We start from the raw sequence: 22,589 nt of genomic DNA, 5'->3' as shown, positions 1-22,589 counted from the left end.
GGCTGTCCCCCTTTGCCCTGTTGCCCGCACGTTAGCCGGGGACCGCGGGGTGCGCATCGTCCCTATGGGGTACGCGGCCCCCGGACAGCCACCCCTCCCGGGGTCCGCCGGGTGCCCCCGGCAGGGGACGCGGCCGAGGCGGCTCCCTTCCTAGCGTGGCGAGCACGAACCGCACCCACTCCTGGAGGACCCGTGAGCCGCTCACCGGCAGTGTCGCGATGGCATCGCCCACTCATGCTGAACTCCGCGCTGATGTGTGCGATTTCGCTGCTCTGCGCCGTCGCCGCGCTGCTCGACGACCGTCAACTCCTGGGTGAATCGCTCTGGTTCAAACCGATGAAGTTCGGCGTGGCCTTCGGCATCTATGGAGTCACGCTCGCCTGGCTCCTGAGCAGGCTTAACAAGGGGAGGCGGCTGGGCTGGTGGACCGGCAGCGTCATCGCGGTGGCCGGGGTGATCGACGTCTGCGCCGTCGTCTACGCCGCCGCCCACGGCACCTACAGCCACTTCAACGAGAACACCGACGCCGTCGCCCGGAACGTCGCCGCGGCCTTCTCTATCGGCGTCATGCCGCTCCTCGTGGCCACCCTGGTCATCGCGACGCTGGTGCTGTTCCAGTCCGGCACCGACCGGGCACTCACCGTCGCCCTGGGCGCGGGGCTCGCGCTCGCTGCCGCCGGCATGGCCGTGGCGGGCTGGCTCAGCACCCTCTCCAGTGAGCCCCGTACGGTCCCGGACGCGGCCGGGAACCCGGTCGTGCTGAGCGGCGCTCACGGGATCGGCGATCCCGACGGGCGGGGGATGCCGATCACCGGCTGGAGCCTGACCGGCGGAGACCTCCGCGTACCCCACCTCGTCAGCATGCACGCCATCCACCTCCTACTGCTGCTCATCGCCGTGATGCACCTGTACGGGACCCTCTTCCGCCGGCGGCTCGACGACGGGGTCAGGACCCTGCTCGTCGGCGCGTTCGCGTGCTGGTACACGGGGTTGTTCGCCGTACTCACCTGGCAGGCGCGACGCGGCCAGTCCGTGGCGCACCCGGATCGGCAGACGCTGATCGCCCTCACCGCGGTGACGCTACTGACCCTCGCCGTCACCACCCTCGGCCTCGCCCTCACCACGCGGCGTACGCGGCATGCCTGATCCGCCGGTCGGCGGGCGCCTACGCCAGTGCCGCGTGGGTGGCCTCGGTGAAGTCCGTGATGTCGGTGAAGCCTAGCCTGCGGTAGAGGCCGATGGCGGTGGCGTTGTCCGCGCGGACGTGCAGCCCGATGTGGTCCACGGCGCTCCCCAGCCGCCGGCACAGAGCAGCGATCTCCGCCTTGAAGTCCAGCGTGAACTGCCGCCGCAGCCGCGGCTTCTTCTTCGGCATGTTCTCCACGCTCATACGGCGCAGCCTAGGGCGAGGCTCTGACAGCCCGGCTTTGTAGCCTGGTTCCGAGAACTTCTGCAACGACGAGCGCATGGAGAATCTCTGGGCCTGCCCCGAGCCCACCCCGTACGGACCTGTCCTTGCCTTCGACTACGCCATCGGTATGAAGGTCACCGCTGCCGACACCGTCCGCGTCTGGACGGCGGTCGCATCGTGGGCCCCGGCGGGCAGACGGCACGCGACGAGCAGGCGGGCTCCCGTTCGAATCTCGCGCCGTGGAACGCCGCGACGGGCATCACGGCACAGTGAACCAGCAGATGTCACCGGAGTCGGGCAACCGGGATTGGGCATCGACCTCCGCCGCGATGCGCGCCAAGGCCCCGGCCTTGTCCGATTTCCACGGCAAGAAGGGATCCCGTTCCGATTCCGTCAGGTCCCCCGGTCGCGCCCCGGCGTCATACAGATCGCCGACGATCCGCAGGAGCAACCCCAGCTGTTCCTCGAACGAGGCGCCCCGGCCGAGCAAGCTCCCCACGGCTCCGCTGACGACGGAGAAGCCGACCCAGTCGTCGTGTGCGTACTGGCTCAGATATTCCAGCTCTCGGCGGTACGCCTCCTGATTCACCATGTCTCAGTTCCCATGCTGCGGAATGTGGAATCGCTTCATGTCAAGGCCGTCCACGTCGTTGTAGTCGATGGTCGCTCCGCCGGATCTACTGAACGAGCGATAGGTCACGCTCGCCTTCGGGTCGTCCGACAACTTCCATGTCTCGATGGTGCCCTTCGGCGTTTCCCTGACGTCGGGATCGCCGAGTTTGGCGTGCAGGTCCAAGCGGATCCTCTCCATCTCCACCTCGTCGACCATCCTGACGCCGGGGTTGTCCTCCACTCCCCTCATATTGCCGTCGCTGTCGACGGCGGTCCCGCGTGCGGAATCATGCCGGACCTGGTCATCAGGGTCGAGGCACTTCAGTCCCAGCGGGTCCAACCAGACGAAGGGGTTGGGCACGAAGGTGTGATGGTTGGGCGCGGCGCTCAAACCGAGTGGGTCAGGTGAGGCGTAGCCGGCGAACTCGGGATCGTAGTAACGGAAGCAGTTGTAGTCGAGGCCCGTTTCCTGGTCGCGGTACTGGCCCGGAAAGCGAAGCGGGCAGACGACCGACGTCGCGTCCGACGGCGTCGGAAGGTCTGCGCCCCATACCGTGGTACGGAATTGCCAGCTGATGCTGCCGTCGGGTGTCACCAGCTCCATAGGGGTGCCGACGAGGTCCGTGACGATCGCGTGGAAGCGGGTGTCGTACTCCTGCTGGGTGTGGTGGTCGGCCTGCGCCAGGGGACGGTGCGTGCCCGGTGCGTAGTCCCAGGTGGTGGTATGACCGTCCAAGGTGGCCTGCTCGACCACGCGGGTGCCGTCCCACGTGAAGGCGGTACGTTCCACGACCGCGCCGTCGGGGTCGAGGCGCGCCTTGGCGGTGCGCCGGCCGAGCGGATCATAGGTGTACCGCCAGTGGTCGCCGTCCGGTGTGGTCGCGTCGGTGAGACGGTCTTCCGCGTTCCAGGTGAAGGTCCACGTGCGTCGCTGCCCACTCAGCAGTTTGCGGACGCGGCGGACGAGCCGCCCCTGGCCGTCGTGCTCGTAGACCGTCCGGCCGACCCGTCGGATGAGGGTTCCGCTGAGCTCGTGGTCGCCGTTGGAGGGATGGTCGGGCACGGTGGTGTGCGCGAGGTTGCCGAGGTTGTCGTAGGCGTACCGCTCGGTCCAGCCGTACGCGTGGACGGCCGTGACCCGGCCGATGGGATCGAGGTCGAAGCGCCGGGTCCCGTTGGTCAGCTCGCGTATCTCGGTGACCTGGTCGTCCGCCCGATAGGCGTACGCGCGGTGCTGGAGGAGGGTCTGGCCGGCGCCGCCGGCGTCTGGGTGTCCGGTGAGCGACTGAGTCGTGAGGCGGTCGACTGCGTCCCAGGTTTGGGTGAGGGTGATGTCGTCGCCGAAGGTGCGGGAGATCTCGCGTCCCACCGCGTTGTACCGGAAGTCCAGCTGGTTGCCGCCGGTCCTGAGGGCCACGGGTCGGCCTTCGGCGTCGTAGGTCCATTCGGACAGTGCGCCGGCGGGCGTACGGCGCGAGGTACGGCGGCCCCGAGCGTCGTGGGTGTAGGTGCTGGTAGCGCCGTCGGCCGACTCGCTGACGAGTCGCCCGAGGACGTCGTACGTCCGGTGGATCTCGACGTCCGGGTTGGCTGCCATGACCAGGCGGCCCGCGGCATCGTAGGCGTGCACCGTCTCGGTGCCGTCGTCGGTGCGCCGGACCGTGGCCCGGCCGAGGGCGTCTCGGGTGAAGCGGAGCGTCTCGCCCGCCCCGTTGGTGCGGGAGGCCAGCCGTCCAGCCGGATCGTAGCCATAACCGAGGGTTCGGCCGTTGAAATCCGTCTCGGACATCAGGCGGCCGGCGGCATCGTAGTCATAGCTCCAGGTCAGACCCTGGGGATTGGTGACCTGCTTCAGCCGTAGCTCGGTGTCGTAGGTGAAGGCGTACCGCGTGCCGTCCGGTTCGGTGCGGGTGGCGGGTAGGTCGAAGTGCGTGTGGGTCTGCCGCGTGGTGTTGCCGCGCGGTCCTCGCACACCGCCCGCCGAGGAGCAGTTCGCTGCTCCCCAGGCCATCGGGCCCGGACAGGGCCTAGCATCGAGTCATGGCCGAGAACCACAGTGCAGACCCGACGGGCCCGGCGGACGAAGCCAGAGAAGACGGGATCGACGACGCGGTCCACGCGGCCCTCACCACCGTCGCGGAGGCCTGGGCCGCGGCGATCGTCTCCAACGACGCGGCGCGGATCGCGAGCTTCATGACCGACGACTGGGCCATCGTCTCGGAGTCCGGCATCGCCTCCAAGGACGACTTTCTCGCGTTCGTCGCCTCCGGCCGGCTGACCCACTCTGCGATGGACCTCGTCAGCACGCCGCGGGTCCGGGTGCACGGCGACACCGCGGTCTTCAGCGTGCGGGTCACCAACACCGCCCATTACGGGGGTCAACGGTTCGACGCCGACGAATGGACCTCGGACGTGTTCGTGAGGCGGGACGGCCGCTGGCTGTGCCTCCTGAGCCACATCACAGCGGCGACGCCGGACGCGGCGGACACGTCGTCGACGACGACCGCTCAGTGAAACCGGAGCGGCGCACCGGCCATCACTCGGGTGGTGTGGCCTCGCCCTGCCAGAAACTCCACTGATACCCCCAGGGATCGGTGATCGTGAAGGTCCGCGGCCCGTACGGCTGATCCACCGGAGCGTCCAGCTCCATTCCGGATGCGGCCCGGACCAGCTCGAAATGCGCATCCACGTCGTCCACATGCACGATGAACAGGGCGTTCTTCCCCTGGTCGCTCACCCCGCCGCCGCTGACCCCGATCTTCGTCACACCCGCATGGATGTCAGCCTCGAACGTCCGCCCTGAATCGTCGCGCCAGCGGATCGCACCGGTAAAGCCGAGGACCCGCTCCATCCAGTCGAGAGCCGCGTCCGCATCCTCGTACCGCAGGTAGGGGGATACCCCTTCGATCGCCATGCCGTGCTCCTCGGGCCGGGAGCCGAGACCGCTGCGAGCGGATCGGCTCGTAGTGAACGGTGCTCGCCTACCAGGCTGCCGTACTGGCCGGCGGAGGCAGCGGACGGCGGTCCCGCGTGTCGCTCGCACCGCTGACGTTCGTGCCGACACCCAGTTCCGGCGCCTCAATGTAGAGCGGCGGACCAGAGTCCCCGCAGCAAAGCCAGGAGACGAATTGCGCTCGTTGGTGTTGGTGGTGCGAGCCCGCCGCACGGGCACGTCTGTAACGCCTGAGCCGCCTTGGGCTCCCGCATGAAATGAGGCCGTGGCGTGAGCCGGTGCCACGAACGGCTACTGGGCGCCGGCTGCCGGTGTCGGGGCAGACGCGTCCGGTCGATCAGGTCCTGGAACTCCCGTTCTTCCCAGCGGGAAGAACGGCCTCGGACATACGTGCTCCTCATCGATGCATCGTCCTCGATCAGGAGTTACACCGTTCAATTGGCTCTGTCCCGTAATCGGTGGCTGCGCTCCGTGGTGATCACCGGAGGAGGATGCGGTGGCGGAGAAGGGCGAACCCGGCTCGGCCGTGTCTCATGATTCTCTTGGTGCGTGTGTTGACGCCTTCGGTGCACGACCGTTGTGGTGCGGGGTGGTGAGGCCGGCGTTCACGGCCGCGCGGTCGAGTTCGAGGCCGTTGGCGAAGGCGTGCAGGTAGGGCGGGTTTGCGGCGCTCACTTCGGTGATCCGCTTTGTGAGTGCGGCGTCGTTGTCGGGAGCGTGGGTCGGCAGTGCGGCGAACTCCCGGACAAGCCTGGCGAGGACCCGCTCGGGCGGCACGGTGACCGGTTCCGATGGTGCGGAAGCCGGGTCGCCCTGCGTTGCCGCGAGCATCGCCAGCGGCGGGCGGCCGAGCTGTATTGGAACGCGTTCGGCCGTAAACTCGGCCCCGCGCTGAACCCTCCGGAGAAGACGGTGCCCTTCATCGCAGCCCACCTGAACGCCGATCGCACGGTGTGCGCGTTCCTCGGCGGGCGACTCGTCGGCCTCGCCGGCTACCAACTCGGCGGGCGCGGGAACGGAAGCGGGCACGGGAGGCGGAATTGCTGCGGCTGGCGGGCTTCTTCGAGCGGCCGGTGCTCGGCAGTCAGCGTGAGCTCGACGAGCGTCCTGACCGGCCCGTCCGTGCACAGCACCGCGTCGGTGAGCTCGAAGAGCGCATCCGCACGGGCGTACGGGCACTCGTAGAACTCAACACGAAAGCGGGACAGGACACCCAACGCCCCGCCGGCGGGAACGTCGGCAGGGAAACTCATCCTCAGCGGCCGTTCCTCGGCACTTCGTTACTCGACATCTCGAAGCGTGGAGGGCTGGCGCGTCGCCTGCCCCCGGAAACGGTAGATCTCAGCAGGTCGGATGACGGACGAGGTTAAAGATCAAGCCTGGAATCCGCCGTGGTGCGAAGGGGCCTTGCCGCACTAACCTCAGGTTCACCTGAGGAACTGGCGACGCGGCTGGACGGGAACGGAAATGCATCGGAGTGTTCTGTCGGCGGCTGTCCGTTCCCTTCTGCGGGAACTTCCCTGGCTGGTCGGCCCCGCTGCGGCGCCCGCGCTCGCAGAAGCCCTGACCGCTCGGCTCCAGGAGATCGAGACGGGGCCGCTGAGCGAGGTCCAGGCAGCGGCGCTCGTGGATGCCCTGCTGGTGCAGCACCCGAAGGCGCAGCGGCGTTTGAGGGAATTACTCTCGGAGCTCGACGGATCCCCCGGCCGTACGACGAAGTGGCTGCCCGCGGAGGAGCGGAGCATCGACGGGGTCCCCTTCCGGCATGTAAACACGTGCTTCGTCCGGGAGCCGGCCGGGCCGCCACTCAGCCGCCAGACGAATCTCGGCTCCGCTGAACGCTACGCACTCAGGGTGGACATCGGCAGCCTTTCGCCGGACAGCATCCTCGACCATCCCGAGCCTTTCCCAGACGACCAGCTGCCACCTACGGAGAGCGGCACTTGGCTGTCAGTGCTGGTCGTCAGTGATGATTTCCACGTACCGGGCGTCGCCCATCGGTTCTTCCTGCCGTCCCGGGGGCCGAGCTGGGCGTGTGCCTGCGCCCCCGGCATCGGCCACATGTGCGCACGGGAGGAGCGTGCGGCGTACTTGTACGTCCCGGTCGTGGCGCCGGCTGCTCCGGGGCTGGCGTGGCTGTGGCTGGGGGTGTACTCGAGCCGGAACCTGATGCAGTCGCAACGGGTGATCGCGCGCATCGACACCGAGGAGTCCTTCGGTTCCGGATGCCGTGCCGAGATCGATTTCAGTCTGTCAGGGGGCCTGCGAGGGATCGGCCGGCTCCCCCCGAGAAGCGTCAATGTGATGACGCGGCCGGCCGAGCGTGGAAGCCATATGGTCGTGGTGGACGGGGACATCGGTGAACCGTTCGTCTTCAGTCTCACCGAGGACCAGATGAGTGGTGCGTCGAAGGCCGTCCGTGAGGCATTACGCGACATCCACGTGGAGCAGTACGGAGGAAGGCTGGGCAGCAGGCCGCGACTGCGCAGTCGGCTGGACCCGGGCAACGGCAAGAGCGTGCACGACTTCGCTCGGGATCTGCTCCGTCTGGCGCCGCTGGGACGCCGACTGTGGACGCTGCTCCTGTCGGGACAGCCTGAGCGACGGCGGCTGCTGCGTGAGCGGCTGCTGCGTGAACCCGCCACCCTTCAGGTCGCGCGTGCCGGATCGAGCAACCTGGTGTTCCCGTGGGCCGCGGTGTACGACATTCCGTTGGAGGACGGGCGGCCGGAGGCACACACGATCTGCCCTGTGGTGGAGGAGTGGCTTGGCAACCGGCAGGCGCCCGACCACGTCGTGAACCGGTGCCCGCACGAGTCCGGGCACCGGATGAACACGGTGTGCCCGTTCGGCTTCTGGGGCTACCGCCACAGCATCGAGCAGCCTCCCTCCATGCCCTCGGCTCGCACGCTGCCCGTGGTGATCGCGGCGGGTTCCGACGGCCCGCGGATGGTGATGGGGTACAGCCTCGATCTCGACGGCACGGTGACGGCGCGGCACGTCGAAGCACTGAAGGCGGTGTTCCCGGTCGACGCGTGCGACTCCCGCGAGCGGATGGTGGCCGAACTGGCGCGGCCGGACGTGCAGTTCGTCTACTTCTACTGCCACGGCCGAAGACGCCCGCCCCACACCGACCTCCACCTGGAACTCGGGCGGGGTGAACGCCTGACCCCGGTGGATGTGCAGGCGCTCGCCGAAGGCGTGTGGCCCGTCGGCCACTGGACACACACCTCGCCCCTGGTGTTCATCAACGGATGCGAGACCGTGGAGATCGGCCCGGAATCGCTGGTCGGCTTCGTGGACGCGTTCGCCGACGTGTACGCGGCGGGGGTGATCGGCACGGAAACGGTCGTACACCAGGCGCTGGCCGCCGAATTCGGGGAAGAGTTCTGGCGGCGCCTCCATGAGGGTGTCACTGTGGGTGAGGCACTGCACGCGACACGCATACGTCTGCTCCGCAAGGGCAATCTGCTGGGCCTCGCCTACACGGCCTACTGCTCGGCGGCGCTCCGGCTGGGCACCACGGCGACGGCAGAGGAGAGAACGTGATGGTCTTCGAGTTGGCAGGCGCCGGTTGCTTTGGGCTGGTGATCGGCTGGATCACGTACCGCACGCTCAGGCGCAAGGAGCGCGCCGCCGCCCTCTCCGACCTGGCCGCCGTGCTCGGCGTCGTCGGCGGCGGGGTCGTCACCGCGCTCTACCCCGACCCCGACCTCTTCGCCGCCTACTCCATCGGGCTCGCCGTGGGTTTCTTCGCCTACCTCCTGGCCGGGCTTCGGCTCGGCGGCACCGAACGGACCGGCGGGTGGATGGGCGACTGAATCCCAGCCGCCACTACCCGGCCGCGACTACTCGTCCGCCCCTACCGGGCCGCCGCTGCCCGTCAGTATGAAACCGGCCCAGAAGTAGGGGTGTTCGTACCCAGGGGTCGCCCTGAGGTCCAGCATCGCCTTCCGGAGAGCAGCGGCGGCCGTCGGGCGGGGCGACGCGGTCACATGGCGGTAGAACAGCCGCATCATGGTTCGCGTCGCCTCCGCATCGACCTCCCACAGACTGAGCAGGGAGGACCGCACGCCCGCACTCGCCAACGCGGTGGCGAGCCCCACCAGTTCGTCGCCGTGGCGGTGATGGCTCACCCCGGTGTCGCAAGCGCTGAACACCGCGAGCCCCGCGCCCAGCCGCATCGTCATGATGTCCCGCGCGCTCAGCGCCCCATCGGCGAGAAGCACGCCGGAGCGCAGAGGATCGACCGGGTCGAACCAGCCGTGGCAGGACAGGTGCAGCACCTCGGCACCCTCCGCGTGGTTCCGCAGGGCCGTACCGACGGCCTGCTCACCCTTCAAGGCCCGCACCCCCAGGACCTCGGCGACATCGTCGGCCTCCCCCTCCAGCACCTCCCGATCGCGCCCGTCCGCCGAATATCCGAGAACCAGTGACGCACCGGTCTCGGGCACGCCCAGGGCGCGGAGCCGGCCCAGCACACTGGCGCTCGGCGCGAACGCCACCGGATACCGCTCCATGAGCACCCGTCCGTCGACCGTGAGTGCGTGCAACGGCAACTGGTGCAAGGGGCCGTGCGGTACGAGGTGGAGCAGCTCCACGTACTCACCGAGGGCCGCGACGGCTGGTCCGAGAAGCGGCTCGGCGAGATCTCGCCAGTCGGGTCCGGAAGGAGTGCTCTCCCCGCCACGTCCCACCCATGTGTCGATCTCCGCCCTGAGGCCGGGCAGGTAGGCGGCCGCGTCGGCCGCCACCCGGTAACAGCGTGGCTCGCTCCAACCGCTGCGCATGACGATCACGACGATCTCTCGGGGCAGGGTGTAGAACTCGATCAACCCGGTCGTCGCGGCCGGTGTGGCTGTCATCGCCGTACTCATGGCGACCTCGTCGAGTGGTTCACCACGGCGCAGCGCGACGTACTCCGGTGCCTGGCCGGACATCTCCTCCCAGAGCGAGCCGAGTTGCTCCTCGACGTCCGCCAGGCGGCCCTCGGCGCGACGACGGGGCGGCCCGTCGACGGCGGTGCGCAGTGCGTCCGTGAGGCACCTGGCCTCATCGAGCAGAGAGCGTTCCCGGTCGAGCAATGACTGCACGACCCCCGCCGGACGGGGCAGGTCCCCCCATCCCAACAGCTCCACCAACGACCGTGATTTCGCCCTCTCCATCAGTGTCCAGACCAGTGACGCGAGGCCGGCGCGAGCGGCAAGTCCGATGGCTCTGTCGTGGACCTCGAGCCCTAGCCACGCGGCGAACGTGTCCCGGTGGGACGGAGTCATCAACTCGCGGCGCACCGACTCGGCCAGGTCGCTGGCGGCCACGGCGTCCTCCAGGGCGCTGTGTGCGTCACCCATCGCCTCGGCCGCCGCGCTCCTGTTGTAGTGGGCCAGTGCGCGCACTGCCGGTTCGCCGTCGGCCAGGAGGCGGATTGCCTCCGACAGCTCGGAGTGCGCCCTGTCGAACCGTGACAGCATCATGGACGTGCCGCCGAGATTGCACAGCTGCATGGCCTCGCCCTTCACATAGCCGACGTCACGGCAGAGAGCGAGTGCCTGCTCGTACAACCTCCGGGCGGATTCGGGTTCTCCGATCGCAAGATTGCCCAGATTCGCGAGCGTGACAGCGACGCCGCGGCGCTCGCCGATGGCGACGTCCAGCCGCAGCGACTCCTCGAACAACGCCTGCGCCTCGTCCACTTCCCCTCGCGCCCACAGGACGAGCGCGAGATCGGCCAGCGGTCCGGCCCTGCGGCTCCCGGCGCCGAGTTCGTCGAGCAGGGCCAGGGCGCGGCGCTGATCGGCGTACGCCTGGTCCAGGTCCCCCAGCTGGTAGTACACGTTGCCTCGGTTGCCGATGGCCTGGGCCTCCAGCACCTTGTCGCCGGCCGCTCGGGCGACATCGGCAGCCGCGTTGTGGTGGCGCAGCGCTTCCGGCCACCGTCCCATGTCGGCACAGATCAGGCCCGCTGCCCCGAGCAGGGAGGCCTCCGCGCCGCCCTCCTCCCGGACGATCGCCAGGGCCTCGGTCGCGTGTGCCAGCGCACCGCGGAGGTCTCCGACGGCCCGCTCCGCCAGGCACAGGACACGGAGCAGTTGGGGCCGCCCCACAGACATCGGGGCACTCTGTAAGGTGCCGAGTCCTCGGTGTGCGTCCGCGAGCGCCTGGTCCGGTTCCCCGGCACGCCTGTGCAACTCGCTGGTCTGGATGAGAGCTGCCACCATCATGAGACGATCGTCGGCGGCCTCGGCGAGGCGGAGGGTCTCCCGCGCGGAGGCCAGGGCGCGCGGGAGGTCGCTTTCCTCGCTCTCGAGTGTGGTGAGCAAGGCGAGCAGCTGAGCCTGCCTCCTCACGTCTCCCGCGTCCTGTGCCCGCCGCAGGCCCTCGCGGAGAACCGTGGTGGCGCGGTCGTCGTCGCCGAGAAGTACGTGCTGCTGCCCAAGTTTGATGAGCAGGTCGGTGTGGAGCGCCCGCTCGTCGGTGGGTTCGGCGACGAAGCTCAACTGCACCGTGTCTTCGACCGTGCCGGTCATCCCGTCCTCCGGTAGGTGCCGTGCCATGGCGTCCGTCGCGGCGCGCAGACACTGCACCGCCGCCTGAGTGTCACCGAGATCGGCCAGTGCGAACCCGAGCCGGACGGTGACCGACCATGCCATGCGCTCCTGGCCCACGCGGAGGAACAGGTCGCGAGCCTCCGAGAGCAGCCGGACCCGGCGCTCCCCGTCGTCGTCTCCGTCCTCCGTGAGTTCGGACATCTCAATCGCGACGAGGGCGAGCATCGGTTCGGGGACGGCGTCGCCGTCCTCAGCCGCCTCGCCCGCCCTGGCCAGCCATGCGGACGCGGAGGCTGGGTCGCCCGTGCGCCGGCTGTGCCGCGCCAACTCGAGCATGGCGCCCACGCCGGCCCCGGCGGTCCCGCCGGTCACCGAGTCGGCCAGCTCCTCCAGGACGCGGGTAGCCTCGTCGGCACGCCCGAGCGCCAGGAGGCACCTCCCCGCCATCCATCGGGCCGCGGCGTACTGTGCCGGATCCGTCTGCGCGGCGGCCGCTGCCTCGAACCGCGCGAGGGCATCACCGTAGACGTCGGCCGCCAGGTGCGTGAGACCCATCTCGTGCAGGGCGGTACCTGCCCCGCTCTCGTCGCCTTCGGCTGTGAACATCTCCCTGGCGCGGTCGAGTACCGCGATCGCGGCATCGTGGTGCCCGTCCTCGCGCCGCCGCCGCCCTGCGGCGAAGAGCGCCAGTGCGGCCTCCTGGCCGCCGAGACGGTTCGCGGCGTCGATCAGCTGCCGATCGGCGGCAGCCGCTTGCTCATCGCGCCCGTTCTCGCGGCAGACGGCAGCCCACTCGGCGGCCACCGCCAACGCCGCGGCCCAGTCCTCGCAGGCGGCGTACGCCCCATGAGCAGCGCCCAGCTGTTCGACCGCCCGCCGGACATGCCCTTGCGCTTGCTCAGAGCGGGCGAGTTCCATCAGCACTGATGCGATCGCCGCATGGTCGCCGAGGCGGCGGTGGATTGCGAGGGCCCGCTCGAAGGCAGCGGCGGCTTCGGCATGGCGCTGTTGCCTCATATAGGTCCCCCCGGCCCATTGGAGGTACGACGCCTCCTCCTCGGCCAGCCCGCCGTTCCTGGCCAGTGTGACCGCTGTGTCGAACATCGCCAGCGCCTGGTCGGGATGACCGGTGCGACCATGGACGATGCCGATGCTGCCCCGTTGGAGAACCTCCCCGCGTACATCACCGACGGAGTGAAAGAGCGTCGCCGCGCGTTCGAAGACAGTCACGGCTTCCTGAAATTCGCCCAGGTCCTCGTGGTCGAGGCCGATCCGCGACAGACAGTACGCCTGCCTGCCCACGTCGCCGACTCGGGCGAACACCACCGAAGCGCGCTCCAACACTCCTATGGCGTCCCGGAACAGCTCCTGCTCGGCCAGCTGCCGGCCCAGCCTCAGCAGGCACTGGGCCTGCGCCTCGTCACCGTGGGCGTACAACACTGTTCGTTCGACGGCCAGCAGGAGGCCGGCACGCCGTTCGGGGTCCTCACAGGCCAGGACATCACGGCACCAGGAGGAGACGGTCCCAGGCGATACCCTGGGGGCGCCGGCCAGAACTGCGTCCATGGCCATCTCGTCGGAGCACGCGAGTAGCTGGTCGAGCAACCGGGCCGACCCGGGCTCGTCCAGCCACTCCCCTTGGAGCCGACTGAGCATTGTCGCCAGGTTGTCCGCGGCTGTCCGGCTGCCCGCTTCAGCGGCCCGCCGCCACCAGGTGGCCGCCTCTTCGGGGGCGCCGCCTTGCGCCAGTACCGCAGCCAGGTTGTTCATGGCCGGGACGATGCCCGCCTCCGCGGCCTTGCTCCACAGCTGCTGCGCTTCCGGCTCCTGGCCACGCTGGTACAGCACGCATGCGAAGTTGAACATGCCGTCGGGGTTCCCGGCGGCAGCGGCTGCCTCCCAGAGGCGCTCCGCCTGCGGACCGGCGCCCTGCTGGTGAAGCAGGGAGCCGAGATCGTTCATCGCCTGAGGCACCCCCAGGCCGACGGCCCGCCGAAGCCACCGCCGTGCTCTCGCCCGCCTGCCTCGCCGGATCAGCTCGGCTGCGTGGTGCACCATCGCACCCGGGTTGCCCGCGCGAGCGGCTCTGGCCAGCCAGACGCGAGCCCCTTCGTCATCACCGCCGTCCCGGCAGGCAAGACCCTTGAACAGGAGCGCGTCGGTGTCGCCGGCGGAGATGGCCTGATCCGCCCACCAGTGCCCCGTCGCTGCGTCGCCGCGGCTGATCGCCATCGCGGCGAGGCGGAGCATCGCGGCGCTGTCACCGTCCTCCGCCGAGCGGCGCCACCACCTCTCGGCATCCTCTATATCACCGCGCTGTGCGGACGACGCGCCGAGAAGGGCCCGCGCCGCCGGGCTCCCCGCCTCCGCCGCCTGCCGCAGAAGGCGTTCGGCCTTGGCATGGTCACCCGCCTCTTCGGCGAGCAGCGCCAGATTGTTCAGGGCGCTCGCATTCCCCGCCGCTTCCGCGCGACGCCAGCATGTCTCAGCCTCCGCCGTGCGGCCCCGCTCGTAGAGAAACGCCCCCAGGCGGGTCTCGGCCTCGCTGCTGCCCGCCTCGGCGGCTCGGCGCCACCACATTTCGGCGTCGGTGGGCTGCCCGTTCAGACAATGGAACTCCGCCACGTGCCACATGGCCGAGACGCTCCCCCGCTCGGCCCGGCGCACCCAGTGCCACAGAAGCAACTTCGCCAGTATCCGCCGCATCACACCGCTCCTCGGTCAGGAACAGCCCCCACCCGGCCACCCACGAGATCCTGCCCATGACCATGCGGCGAGGAACCCCGGACAGCCAGGACCGGGGCTGGCAGCCAGCGGAAGACGTCGATTCGCGCCTCGCGCTCGCTCGACCAGACCTTCCGGCCATTGAGCGTCTCCCTCTTGATGGCCGCGTTGAACGACTCGGCGGCGGCCTTGTCCCGCTGGACCCGATCGCGCTCATGCTCTGCCGGACCCCTGCTGACCTGCAGGCTTCGGCGAAGGTCCTGCTCGTATGTTGCGAACCGTGATCGGTGTGCGTGATCGCTCCGTCGAGACTGCCACGGGTTCACTCTGCGGCCGCCAGAGCGTCGGTGACGAGCCCGATTCCATGTCGTCGGCGATCGCCCATCCGGCCAGCCGGCGTGAGGCGAGGTCGCTGGAAGCGGTACGGACGTACGAGTCCCATGTCGCGACGTACCTCGACTACGAATACGAACTGGTCCCGCTCCCGCTGGCTCCGGTGGAGGAACGCGTGCGTTTCGTCCGGGACGCATTCAGCTGGTGACCGCCGCCCGGGTGGCATGCACCCGACCTCGCCGTGTACCCCCGCCGACGGCTCGTCGGTCCGTTACTGCCGCGTCGGGCCTCTCTCGCGCGGGCAAGGCAGCAGGGACTCAACACGGTTATCCGGAGCTGCTTTTGCCCTCCGGGCCTCGGCAGGTCCCGCGCCCAGCGGCTGCTCACGGTTCAGGCCGATCCTGTCGGCGGGGATTTCAGAGCCGGAGATGGCCTGAGAATCGTCCAAATGACCTTGAAGCCAGGGTGTGTGGCGAGCCAGGCGGCCACGGTGTCCGCGGTCCGGTCGGGCAGGAGGTCGATGGGCCGCCGGGTCTCGACATCGATGAGCACGGTTCCGTAGGTGGCGCCCCTCTGGAAACGCAAACTCGTCGATCCCCAGGACCGTGACCTGGTCGGACGGCGGGTCCGGGAGCGGCCGGACCTCTCGCACGATCACGTCTCGGCTTGCCCGCACCGGCAGGTAGTCGGCGAGCCGGGGCGCCGGCCCGGCCGCCCATTCCCAGCCCGATCGCCTGCATTATCCGGGCGGCCGCCAGGGTGCGGCGCCGGTAGGGCGTGGTCAAGCACGGCACCTGCTCCGCCATGGTCCGACGGGAGCACAGGTCGTTGTCGCAGAAGAACCGGCGAATCTTCAGACGCAGCAGCATCCGTCGGCCGCCCAGCGGACGATCGGCCGGCCGCCGCATGTACGTGCTGTGCACGCGCGGCCGACTTCCACCCCATCGACGGCCAATCCCTCGACGGCAGGCCACACCAGATCCCTGAAGCGTTCATCCCCCACGGACACCATGCTGGGCAACGGACATCACGGGTCGTGGCGGATGTTTAGGACTGACCGTCACGAAATATCCGCCACAGCCAAATCCCCATCACCAGCGCACCGGAGTGAGCAGCAGGACCGATTCCCGCAGGCAGAAAGATACGGTGAGCCTGTTCGTCGGCGGAGTATCGGCAGAGATGCGCGATGGCCGGCCGGGCTCACTCACTCACTCACTCACTCAGTGGTGTCAGAGATTGAAGCCCGTTACCGGGAAGCACCGACGGCAGGACAGCAGGTTTGCTCAGTCCTCCACCTGGTCGGCGCACGCCGACCGGATTTCCTCCAGCAGCTCTGGGTAGTGCTCGCCGTACGTGTTCACCGCGTGCCACACCGCGTCCAGTGCCGCCTTCAGCGGGTCGGGCTCGGCGGCGGCGAGCACGGCGGGAAGAGCGAAGTACGGCTGTGAGATCCGTTCGGGGCCGCGCACAGTGCTGGCGGTGTGCACCGCCGCCGCGCCATGCCCCACACCCCCGGGCGGTGTCGGCCTGTCGCCGGCGGGCGCCGGCGGTAGGAGCGCGCCCAGTCCCCGGCCGAGGCCCCGCCGCCTCCGCCCATCGTCCCCCGATTCCGCGGCTGGGAGCCGCGTCCACTCAGCCGCCGCCGCGGGCGTCAGTGGACGGTATGGCGGCCGCTCGGGAGGTACCGCCTGGAGCACCGACCGACTCGGGACCTGTGGATCGGAGCTCAGGGTCTCCCACATCCGGTCCGGGTCGTCGAACGGCGGCGGCAGGGGACGCCTCTCCGCCAACGCGGTGAGCGCCTGGGTGACCCACGCGAGGCCGATCAGGCCCGCCGCCTCGCAGGCCCGCCGGGCGGCCAACGATGCCACCGCGCGCTGGACCTCGGAACCTGCGGTAGCAAGCGCATGCACCAGATCGCTGTCGAAGCGGAGCAGACCGTGGACATTGCCGCCGACGCCGCGCAGTCCCTCACTCGGCAGCCGACCGCCCCACTCCCATCGCTCGTAGTGCAGTCGCCGCTCCTCGGCGGCCCGCTCATCCGCCTGACGGGCCAGGCGTTCGGTCTCGGCGCGCTGCTCCGGTGTGGGCGGTGGTGGAAGTTCGCGCGCGTGACGGTGCCAGTAGTCGGCGCTCTGTGAGGTCTGGCGGACCACACGGTCTGCGCAGGGCGGCGCGGGCCAGAACTGCAGGAGGTAGCTGTCCGCTTGTGGCTCCCCGGACACTCTGGTGTCGAGCTTCCGTCCCTCATCCATCCTCTGGGCGCAGTACCGCACCCGGTAGTCCCTCCGGGCGAGATTCAGGTCCCAAGCGGCCTCGCCCGCCCACTGCACCAAACTGGTGCGTTCCGACACCGGGTGGAAGGACACCTCCACCACGTCCTCCCAGACCGGGTCCAGCGGAGGATCCTCGTCGTGGACCTCCACGACGAAGCGGACGTTGCCCGTGTGCAACCCGGTGATCAGCCAGAGAGCACCCGGGACCGCCGCCCCGCACAGTCCCCCGCTCTGGCCTGCGAACGCCTCGGAGAGGCCCGGGAACGGATTGTCCGGATCGCTCGCAACGTAGATCTGACCGTAGTGAACGTGCACCTCTCCTGTGACCGGCTTGCGCACAGCACCCTTCCCCTTGTTGCCGACGGCCTCGAAAACCCTCGGTAGGACGGGCCGTCACATGCCCCGCATCATGCCGGAGGCCACTGACAACAGGTCCGACGACAAGACGGACTTGGCCGCAGAGCCTGCCTGTCCCGCTGCCGGCAAGGGTCCGCCCGGGCGTGAGAGGCGAGCAGCACCGCGAACACCACAGCAAAGACGGCTGCCAAAGTGACGTTCACGGCCGAGCTGGCGGAGGGGTACGACTTCGCCACCTCCGCGGATTTCGGCGGCGGAGGGCGCGGCTATCTTTTCAACTGCCGGCCCTGCAGCGAGGCCATGTTCCTCTGGCAGCGCTGAACGTCGGCCCAGGAGTCGTGCCGCGCAAGTAGTTCAGAGAAGCGACCCTCTCGACTGGATCGAGACCGCGGTCGACACCGGCAAGGTCGACGTCGACGTCGACGTCGAGCTGACCGCCTGCTGCAAGGCGAGTAGTGGGATGCCGCGCGCTTCGCAGCGCCGTTCCCCGGCGGAGGCCGAGTTGGTGTGGAGCACCGAGTCCGCAGAGGTGAATGGCGGCCGCTGGTGCCACTCATCGGGCGGCGCGGCCGGCTTCACGGCCGCTGTCCGGGCCCGATGATCGTGAGTCCCACCTGTTCGGCGATCCAGTGCGCGTACGGCTCGTTCACCTGGTGGCCGTCGAAGATGGCGCTGCGGACGTGAACGAGGACCGTGTGGTCGTCAGCGGGCTCGTGGAGGTGACGCGTGTGAGTGTTGAGGAGGAGTGTCACCTCGGAGTGCTTGTGCTCACCGCGAAAGCCGAGTTCGGACGCGTCCGGCCAGCACAGCGTTTCCCAGTTGATCTCACCCGTGTTCGGGCCGATCGCCGCGGTGAAGGCGTCCTCGATACTCCCGACCGGCAGGTCAAGCAGCGAACACTCCACCGGCAGCCGTCTGTCGTACGAGGTGGGGTCGGTCGGCAGACCGGGCCCTTGGACGCCGACAACCAGCACGGGGTACTCCTCCAACGGCACCCCGTCGAACTCGCCGTGCTCCTCCTGCCCGCGGAACCACCCCTCGGGCAGTTCCTTCGCCATCCGCCGCACCTCGGCGACGGAGGGGAGCTCTGCGTACACGGAAACCTCGGAGTACTCGCAGCGGCCGAATTCCATGAGGCGGCGCGCGGTGCTCAGGGCGAGTGCGGGGTCGGGGGTACGGAACACGGGATAGGCGACGTCGTTGGACATGCCGTGACTGTGTCACGGTGCGTCATTGCAGGTCATTGCATTTACGGCAGCACCGGCGAACCCGGCCGGCCGAGCGAGCTCGCTGCGGGCAGCAGCCTCCACCAGGCGACGGGCGGCCGGACGGTCCAGGCACGCCCAGACCAGGTCGACCGGAGCCAGGACGGCCCGCAGAGGCGCCGAACGGCCCCGAGGCCTGGGCTTCGGGTGCGGCTCCGCACTCACGACGGTGCCGCGACTGGCGGACGCCGCAGAGGCAGATCGGTCCGCGCCACTCGTTCGGGCTGTGTCCCCCGGTCACACCGGACGGAACGCGACGTCGTCGGTACCCTCGCCGGCATGACGTCACCCGACGCCCGGAAAGGAGTTCCATGTCGGATCCGATGACCGTGCTGGCCATGACGGGGGCGACGACCATCGTGGCGGCCATGGCCACCAGCGCCTGGGAGGGCACCCGAGAGCGCGTCGTCGAGCTCTTCCACCGCCGTGGCGACGAGCGGTCCACCGCGCTGCGGGCCCAGTTGGACGGCGACGCGGAACTGGTCACGGACGAGAGCGACGACACCGACGGCGTACGCAACGACCTCGTACGCCCCTGGGCGCGCCGGATCGGCGCCCTGCTACGCGAACACCCGGAGACCGCGGATGAGTTGCGTGCCCTGATCGAGGAGGTTTCGGTGCCCCCGGCCGCCCAGGAGTGGTCGCAGCACATCACCGCGCACGCCGGCGGCACCGCCTTCGGCGCCCAGGGACCCGGCAGCAGCGTACATGTGCACCATCACCGGCCGGCCGCCGGCGAACCCCCCGCATGAGCGCGCCGGACCCGTCGGCGCGTCAGCACGTCACTGCGGAAGGGGGCTTCGCGTACGGCGTGGTCGGCGCCGACGTCCATGTGTACGTGGACGGGCAGCCCTCCTACGTCCTGGAGGAGTGGCTCCCCCCGCCCGAGTCGGACTCGGAATGGCTGCGGGAGCTGCCCAGCCGCCTGCTCAGCGCCCGGCACGAGATCGTCCCCTTCACCGGCCGCACGGATGAGCTCGCTGAGCTCCGCGCGTGGCGCGGCGCCGTCGGCCGACAGCTCGCCGTCCGCTGGCTGCACGGGCCGGGCGGCCAGGGCAAGAGCCGCCTCGCGGCGGCGTTCGCCCGGGACAGCGTCGCCGAAGGGTGGAAGGTCGTCAGGGCCGTGCACGGCCCCGGCAACGTGCTCCCGGGCAGCGCCGGCGGCGACCTGCGGGCCGCGGGCGCCGCCGGGGTGCTGCTGGTCGTCGACTACGCCGACCAATGGCCGCTCCCCCACCTCACCTGGCTGCTGAGCAACCGGCTGCTCCACCATCCCGACCTGCCGACCCGGGTGCTGCTGCTGGCCCGCAGCACGGACCAGTGGCCGGCCGTGCAGGCCGCCCTCCACGACTCCCAGGCGGCCACCTCCCTCCAGGCCCTGGAGCCCCTGCGGGAGCACGGCGGCGAACGTGCCGAGATGTTCGAGGCCGCCCGCGACACGTTCGCCGCCTGCCTCGGAGTCGCCCCGGGCGCGCCCGACACCACGCCCTTACGAGTGCCCCCGCCGGTACCCCTGGACGGGCCGGACTTCGGGCTGACTCTGGCCGTCCACATGGCCGCCCTGGTCGCCGTCGACGCCCACCGTCACGGCCGTCGTACGCCCACCGACGCCGTCGGCCTGGTCACGTACCTCCTCAACCGCGAACAGGCCCACTGGGCGCGGCTCCACACCCAGGACGCGGGCCGCGCGACGGCCGCCGCGGGGCGGACGTACACGACTCCGCCGCAGGTGATGAACCGCGCCGTGTTCGCGGCCGTACTGACGGGGACCGTACCCCGGGAGATCGGCCGGAACGTCGTCGACCGGGTGACCGGAAGCCCGCCCGCCGCACCGCACCCCGCCGAGCGGGTCCTCGCCGACCACAGCGTCTGCTACCCGCCCTCCGGATCCGAACCCGCCATCGTCCTCGAACCCCTGCTGCCCGACCGGCTCGCCGAGGACTTCCTCGCCCTCACCCTTCCCGGCCACCGCGCACAGAGCGTCTACCCGCCGTCCTCCTGGGCCCCGGACGCGCTCGGCCGCCTCCTGCCGCACGGCGGCGACGCGCGTCCGGCGCCGTGGACGCCCCGTGCGTTGATCTTCCTTGCCGCGTCCGCCGAACGCTGGCGGCACGTGCGCCACGACCACCTGTACCCGCTGCTGCGGCGGGCACCATGGCTCGCCGTCGCTGCCGGCGGACGGGCACTCGCCGCGGTCGCCGCGCTCGACGACATCGACATGGAACTCCTCGAGGCGATCGAGGCTCGTCTGCCCCAGCGCGAGCACCCCGACCTCGACCCGGCCCGCGCGGTCCTGGTGGAACGGCTCGCCCGGCACTGGCTGGCGGCCACGGACGACCCGGACCGGCACGCCGTCGTCCACGGCAAGCTGGCGAGCGCCCTGCGCGGCGCCGGACGGTACGAGGAGGCGCACCATTCGACGGTGCGGGTCGTCGCGCTCCTGGAGCGGCTGGAGGCCGAGCGGCCCGGCTCGCAGACCCCGCACCTGGGCGTGGCGTACGCCAACCTGTTCACCAGCCACACGAGTCTGGGCCGGCCGCACGAGGCCTGCGAGGCGGCGGAACGGGCCGTGCACTTCGAGCGCCTCCTGGCCGAGACCGACCCGGAGGGCCGGTTCGCCGGGCTCGGCCCCGACGGTCGACAGGCCCGGTGGGCGCTCGCCCTCTGCGATCACGCGCGGGCCCTCGGTACCGCCGGGCGGTGGGCGGACGGGTTCCGCGCCCATGCCACGGCGCTCGACGTGCTCGTCCTGCTCGCCGAGCAGGACGCCGAGCGGCACCGCAACGACCTCGGCGCGACCCTCCTCAACATCGGCGCCGACCTCTCCACTTCGGGGCGCGGCGGCGCCGCGGTCGCGGCGACGGAGGGAGCGGTGCACCTCCTCGGGCGCCGGACGGCCGGCGACCCGCCCGACCATCCCGGGACCTACGCACTGGCCCTGTCCAACCTTTCCGGCCTCCTGCTCACCTGGCGCCATCAGCTCCCCATCGGCACCGACTGGCGGAAGCGGGCCCTCGACGCGAGCACCCGGGCGGTAGCGATGAACCGGCGTCGTGCCAAGGCGAACCCAGACGCGCTGGCCCCGTCGCTGGAACAGTCCCTGCGGGCCCACGTCGGCGCCCTGGAAGCGAGGGGCCGCGCCGCAGAGGCACGTGTCGTCCGCGCCGAGGCCGACGAGCTGCGCAGCCGCATGCGGCCACCGCCCGACGTGAGCGGCGTGCCCCGAGCTCACTACGGAGCGCAGCAGGCCCGCGAGGCGACCGATGCCTTGGAGACCGCCGTCTACCGATACATGGCGCGGATCAAGGCACCGGTCTACACCCGGCGCCTCGTGGCCCTGCTCCTCCCGGTGGCGGCACGAGAAGGCGCCACAGGGCTCGCCGCGCGCACGGAGATCGCCGACGCGTACCGGAGGCTGGCCGAGCGCGGCTTGACGAGGGACCACCTCGATCACGCGGAGGCGCTCGTCCGGCTTGCTCTCCATCGTCGGGCAATGGGGCGTGACACGGGAGTCGAAGAGCTGCTGCTCCGTGCGGTCGGGGTGTACGAGGACCTGATGATGGCAACTGCCGACCCCGGCTCGTACCGCGAGGACGTGGTCCGCACCCTCGGGATCCTGGCGCGGTTCCACGAGGAGACGGGCGCGGCGGAGGAGGCCGGCGCGGTGCGCCGGAGGATCCGCCGGCACCACCCGCCCTGGCGGTGGCTCGTCCGTCCGGCGCGGCGCCGAGCCCCCTGAGAAGGCCGGCAGCGGGCCGACGTTGACGGCGCCGACCAGCCTCCACCTCTACTCGTGGGCGCGCGTACGGTCCATCGCCGAGCCGCCAAGGACATCACCGCGCGGCGTAAAGCCGCCAATGCCGAGCACAAGACCCGCAAACCTGACCCGGCCGCCTCCCCCACCGGTCCGGCTGACCCGCCCCGACGGCCAGGAGGCCAAGGCCTCCCTGATCGCCCAGAAATGGACGCCGTCCGGGTGGCGCTGCCAGGTAGCCGTAGCGCTGGGGTCCGCGACGGCCGACCTCGGGGTGCAGCCCGCCGACTACGTGAGGAGTACCTACTGCGCGTGGACGGCGCCGAGTACAGCCACGTCCCCACCGAACACCCGCC

At 70.2% G+C, this 22,589-nt stretch carries 16 protein-coding genes and 2 pseudogenes; 8 read left to right on the top strand and 10 right to left on the bottom strand.

Annotated elements, in window-relative coordinates; translation table 11 throughout:
- The first annotated feature begins 234 nt into the window (after positions 1-234).
- Positions 235-1,146: a hypothetical protein gene (locus OG625_RS37675; protein ID WP_329389956.1), complete on the top strand. Its 912-nt coding sequence runs from the start codon at positions 235-237 to the stop codon at positions 1,144-1,146.
- 19 nt (positions 1,147-1,165) lie between these two features.
- Here OG625_RS37675 and OG625_RS37670 read toward each other — a convergent pair whose 3' ends face one another.
- The 3 genes from OG625_RS37670 to OG625_RS37660 form a co-directional block, all read right to left on the bottom strand.
- Entirely contained in the window at positions 1,166-1,390 is a 225-nt protein-coding gene (locus OG625_RS37670) for a GNAT family N-acetyltransferase (RefSeq protein WP_329389954.1), read from the bottom strand.
- A 280-nt stretch (positions 1,391-1,670) separates the two neighbouring features.
- Positions 1,671-2,003, bottom strand: a complete 333-nt coding sequence (locus tag OG625_RS37665) for a hypothetical protein (RefSeq protein ID WP_329389952.1) — start codon at positions 2,001-2,003, stop codon at positions 1,671-1,673.
- A 3-nt stretch (positions 2,004-2,006) separates the two neighbouring features.
- Positions 2,007-4,034 (bottom strand): RHS repeat-associated core domain-containing protein, encoded by a 2,028-nt coding sequence (locus tag OG625_RS37660; protein WP_329389950.1) that lies wholly within the window; start codon positions 4,032-4,034, stop codon positions 2,007-2,009.
- A gap of 29 nt (positions 4,035-4,063) precedes the next feature.
- On the opposite strand from OG625_RS37660, the gene OG625_RS37655 reads away from it, so the two are divergent.
- A complete protein-coding gene (locus OG625_RS37655; RefSeq protein WP_329389948.1) occupies positions 4,064-4,537 on the top strand; it encodes a nuclear transport factor 2 family protein in 474 nt (157 codons plus the stop codon).
- Between the two features lie 22 nt (positions 4,538-4,559).
- On the opposite strand, the gene OG625_RS37650 is transcribed toward OG625_RS37655, so the two are convergent.
- The 3 genes and pseudogenes from OG625_RS37650 to OG625_RS37640 form a co-directional block, all read right to left on the bottom strand.
- Positions 4,560-4,937, bottom strand: a complete 378-nt coding sequence (locus OG625_RS37650; RefSeq protein WP_329389946.1) for a VOC family protein — start codon at positions 4,935-4,937, stop codon at positions 4,560-4,562.
- A gap of 517 nt (positions 4,938-5,454) precedes the next feature.
- A pseudogene (locus OG625_RS41515) lies at positions 5,455-5,750 on the bottom strand (ISL3 family transposase); the annotation flags it as partial.
- Positions 5,751-6,046: 296 nt separating this feature from the next.
- Positions 6,047-6,229, bottom strand: a pseudogene (locus OG625_RS37640) (NF041680 family putative transposase); the annotation flags it as partial.
- 373 nt (positions 6,230-6,602) lie between these two features.
- Between OG625_RS37640 and OG625_RS37635 the strand changes: the two are divergent.
- Positions 6,603-8,525, top strand: a complete 1,923-nt coding sequence (locus OG625_RS37635; RefSeq protein WP_329389944.1) for a CHAT domain-containing protein — start codon at positions 6,603-6,605, stop codon at positions 8,523-8,525.
- On the top strand, positions 8,525-8,797 hold the full coding sequence (locus tag OG625_RS37630) for a hypothetical protein (RefSeq protein ID WP_329389942.1): 273 nt from the start codon (positions 8,525-8,527) through the stop codon (positions 8,795-8,797). Before OG625_RS37635 ends, OG625_RS37630 begins: the two co-directional genes overlap by 1 nt.
- A gap of 27 nt (positions 8,798-8,824) precedes the next feature.
- Here OG625_RS37630 and OG625_RS37625 read toward each other — a convergent pair whose 3' ends face one another.
- Complete coding sequence (locus tag OG625_RS37625; protein ID WP_329389940.1) at positions 8,825-14,230, bottom strand: CHAT domain-containing protein; 5,406 nt, start codon at positions 14,228-14,230, stop codon at positions 8,825-8,827.
- A 382-nt stretch (positions 14,231-14,612) separates the two neighbouring features.
- Here OG625_RS37625 and OG625_RS37615 point away from each other — a divergent pair, with 382 nt between their 5' ends.
- On the top strand, positions 14,613-14,789 hold the full coding sequence (locus OG625_RS37615) for a hypothetical protein (RefSeq protein WP_329389938.1): 177 nt from the start codon (positions 14,613-14,615) through the stop codon (positions 14,787-14,789).
- 208 nt (positions 14,790-14,997) lie between these two features.
- On the opposite strand, the gene OG625_RS41510 is transcribed toward OG625_RS37615, so the two are convergent.
- Together OG625_RS41510 and OG625_RS37610 are read right to left on the bottom strand one after the other, a co-directional pair.
- Entirely contained in the window at positions 14,998-15,504 is a 507-nt protein-coding gene (locus OG625_RS41510) for a hypothetical protein (protein ID WP_443067842.1), read from the bottom strand.
- Between the two features lie 360 nt (positions 15,505-15,864).
- Positions 15,865-17,172, bottom strand: a complete 1,308-nt coding sequence (locus tag OG625_RS37610; RefSeq protein ID WP_329389936.1) for a hypothetical protein — start codon at positions 17,170-17,172, stop codon at positions 15,865-15,867.
- 234 nt (positions 17,173-17,406) lie between these two features.
- Here OG625_RS37610 and OG625_RS37605 point away from each other — a divergent pair, with 234 nt between their 5' ends.
- On the top strand, positions 17,407-17,535 hold the full coding sequence (locus OG625_RS37605) for a hypothetical protein (RefSeq protein ID WP_329389934.1): 129 nt from the start codon (positions 17,407-17,409) through the stop codon (positions 17,533-17,535).
- 254 nt (positions 17,536-17,789) lie between these two features.
- Here the strand turns inward: OG625_RS37605 and OG625_RS37600 are convergent, their stop codons facing one another.
- Positions 17,790-18,422, bottom strand: a complete 633-nt coding sequence (locus OG625_RS37600; RefSeq protein ID WP_329389932.1) for a hypothetical protein — start codon at positions 18,420-18,422, stop codon at positions 17,790-17,792.
- A 368-nt stretch (positions 18,423-18,790) separates the two neighbouring features.
- Between OG625_RS37600 and OG625_RS37595 the strand changes: the two genes are divergently transcribed.
- Both OG625_RS37595 and OG625_RS37590 read left to right on the top strand, forming a co-directional pair.
- On the top strand, positions 18,791-19,231 hold the full coding sequence (locus tag OG625_RS37595) for a hypothetical protein (RefSeq protein ID WP_329389930.1): 441 nt from the start codon (positions 18,791-18,793) through the stop codon (positions 19,229-19,231).
- Positions 19,228-22,218 carry a hypothetical protein gene (locus OG625_RS37590; RefSeq protein ID WP_329389928.1) on the top strand — a complete coding sequence of 997 codons (2,991 nt, stop codon included), beginning with the start codon at positions 19,228-19,230 and terminating at the stop codon, positions 22,216-22,218. The genes OG625_RS37595 and OG625_RS37590 overlap by 4 nt, the downstream gene beginning before the upstream one ends.
- Positions 22,219-22,589: the final 371 nt, after the last annotated feature.

The sequence above is a fragment of the Streptomyces sp. NBC_01351 genome (genome assembly GCF_036237315.1).
GTDB lineage: Bacteria > Actinomycetota > Actinomycetes > Streptomycetales > Streptomycetaceae > Streptomyces.
The sequence above is the reverse complement of the archived record's forward strand: the minus strand, read 5'-3'. Positions and strand labels throughout refer to the sequence as shown.

Excerpts from the sequence above, each read along its gene's own strand:
- OG625_RS37660 (WP_329389950.1), bottom strand. The coding sequence starts at position 4,034 with ATGGCCTGGGGAGCAGCGAACTGCTCCTCGGCGGGCGGTGTGCGAGGA.
- OG625_RS37625 (WP_329389940.1), bottom strand. The coding sequence starts at position 14,230 with ATGCGGCGGATACTGGCGAAGTTGCTTCTGTGGCACTGGGTGCGCCGG.
- OG625_RS37655 (WP_329389948.1), top strand. The coding sequence starts at position 4,064 with ATGGCCGAGAACCACAGTGCAGACCCGACGGGCCCGGCGGACGAAGCC.
- OG625_RS37675 (WP_329389956.1), top strand. The coding sequence starts at position 235 with ATGCTGAACTCCGCGCTGATGTGTGCGATTTCGCTGCTCTGCGCCGTC.
- OG625_RS37600 (WP_329389932.1), bottom strand. The coding sequence starts at position 18,422 with ATGTCCAACGACGTCGCCTATCCCGTGTTCCGTACCCCCGACCCCGCA.
- OG625_RS37670 (WP_329389954.1), bottom strand. The coding sequence starts at position 1,390 with ATGAGCGTGGAGAACATGCCGAAGAAGAAGCCGCGGCTGCGGCGGCAG.
- OG625_RS37595 (WP_329389930.1), top strand. The coding sequence starts at position 18,791 with ATGTCGGATCCGATGACCGTGCTGGCCATGACGGGGGCGACGACCATC.
- OG625_RS37615 (WP_329389938.1), top strand. The coding sequence starts at position 14,613 with ATGTCGTCGGCGATCGCCCATCCGGCCAGCCGGCGTGAGGCGAGGTCG.
- OG625_RS37665 (WP_329389952.1), bottom strand. The coding sequence starts at position 2,003 with ATGGTGAATCAGGAGGCGTACCGCCGAGAGCTGGAATATCTGAGCCAG.
- OG625_RS37650 (WP_329389946.1), bottom strand. The coding sequence starts at position 4,937 with ATGGCGATCGAAGGGGTATCCCCCTACCTGCGGTACGAGGATGCGGAC.
- OG625_RS37590 (WP_329389928.1), top strand. The coding sequence starts at position 19,228 with ATGAGCGCGCCGGACCCGTCGGCGCGTCAGCACGTCACTGCGGAAGGG.
- OG625_RS37630 (WP_329389942.1), top strand. The coding sequence starts at position 8,525 with ATGGTCTTCGAGTTGGCAGGCGCCGGTTGCTTTGGGCTGGTGATCGGC.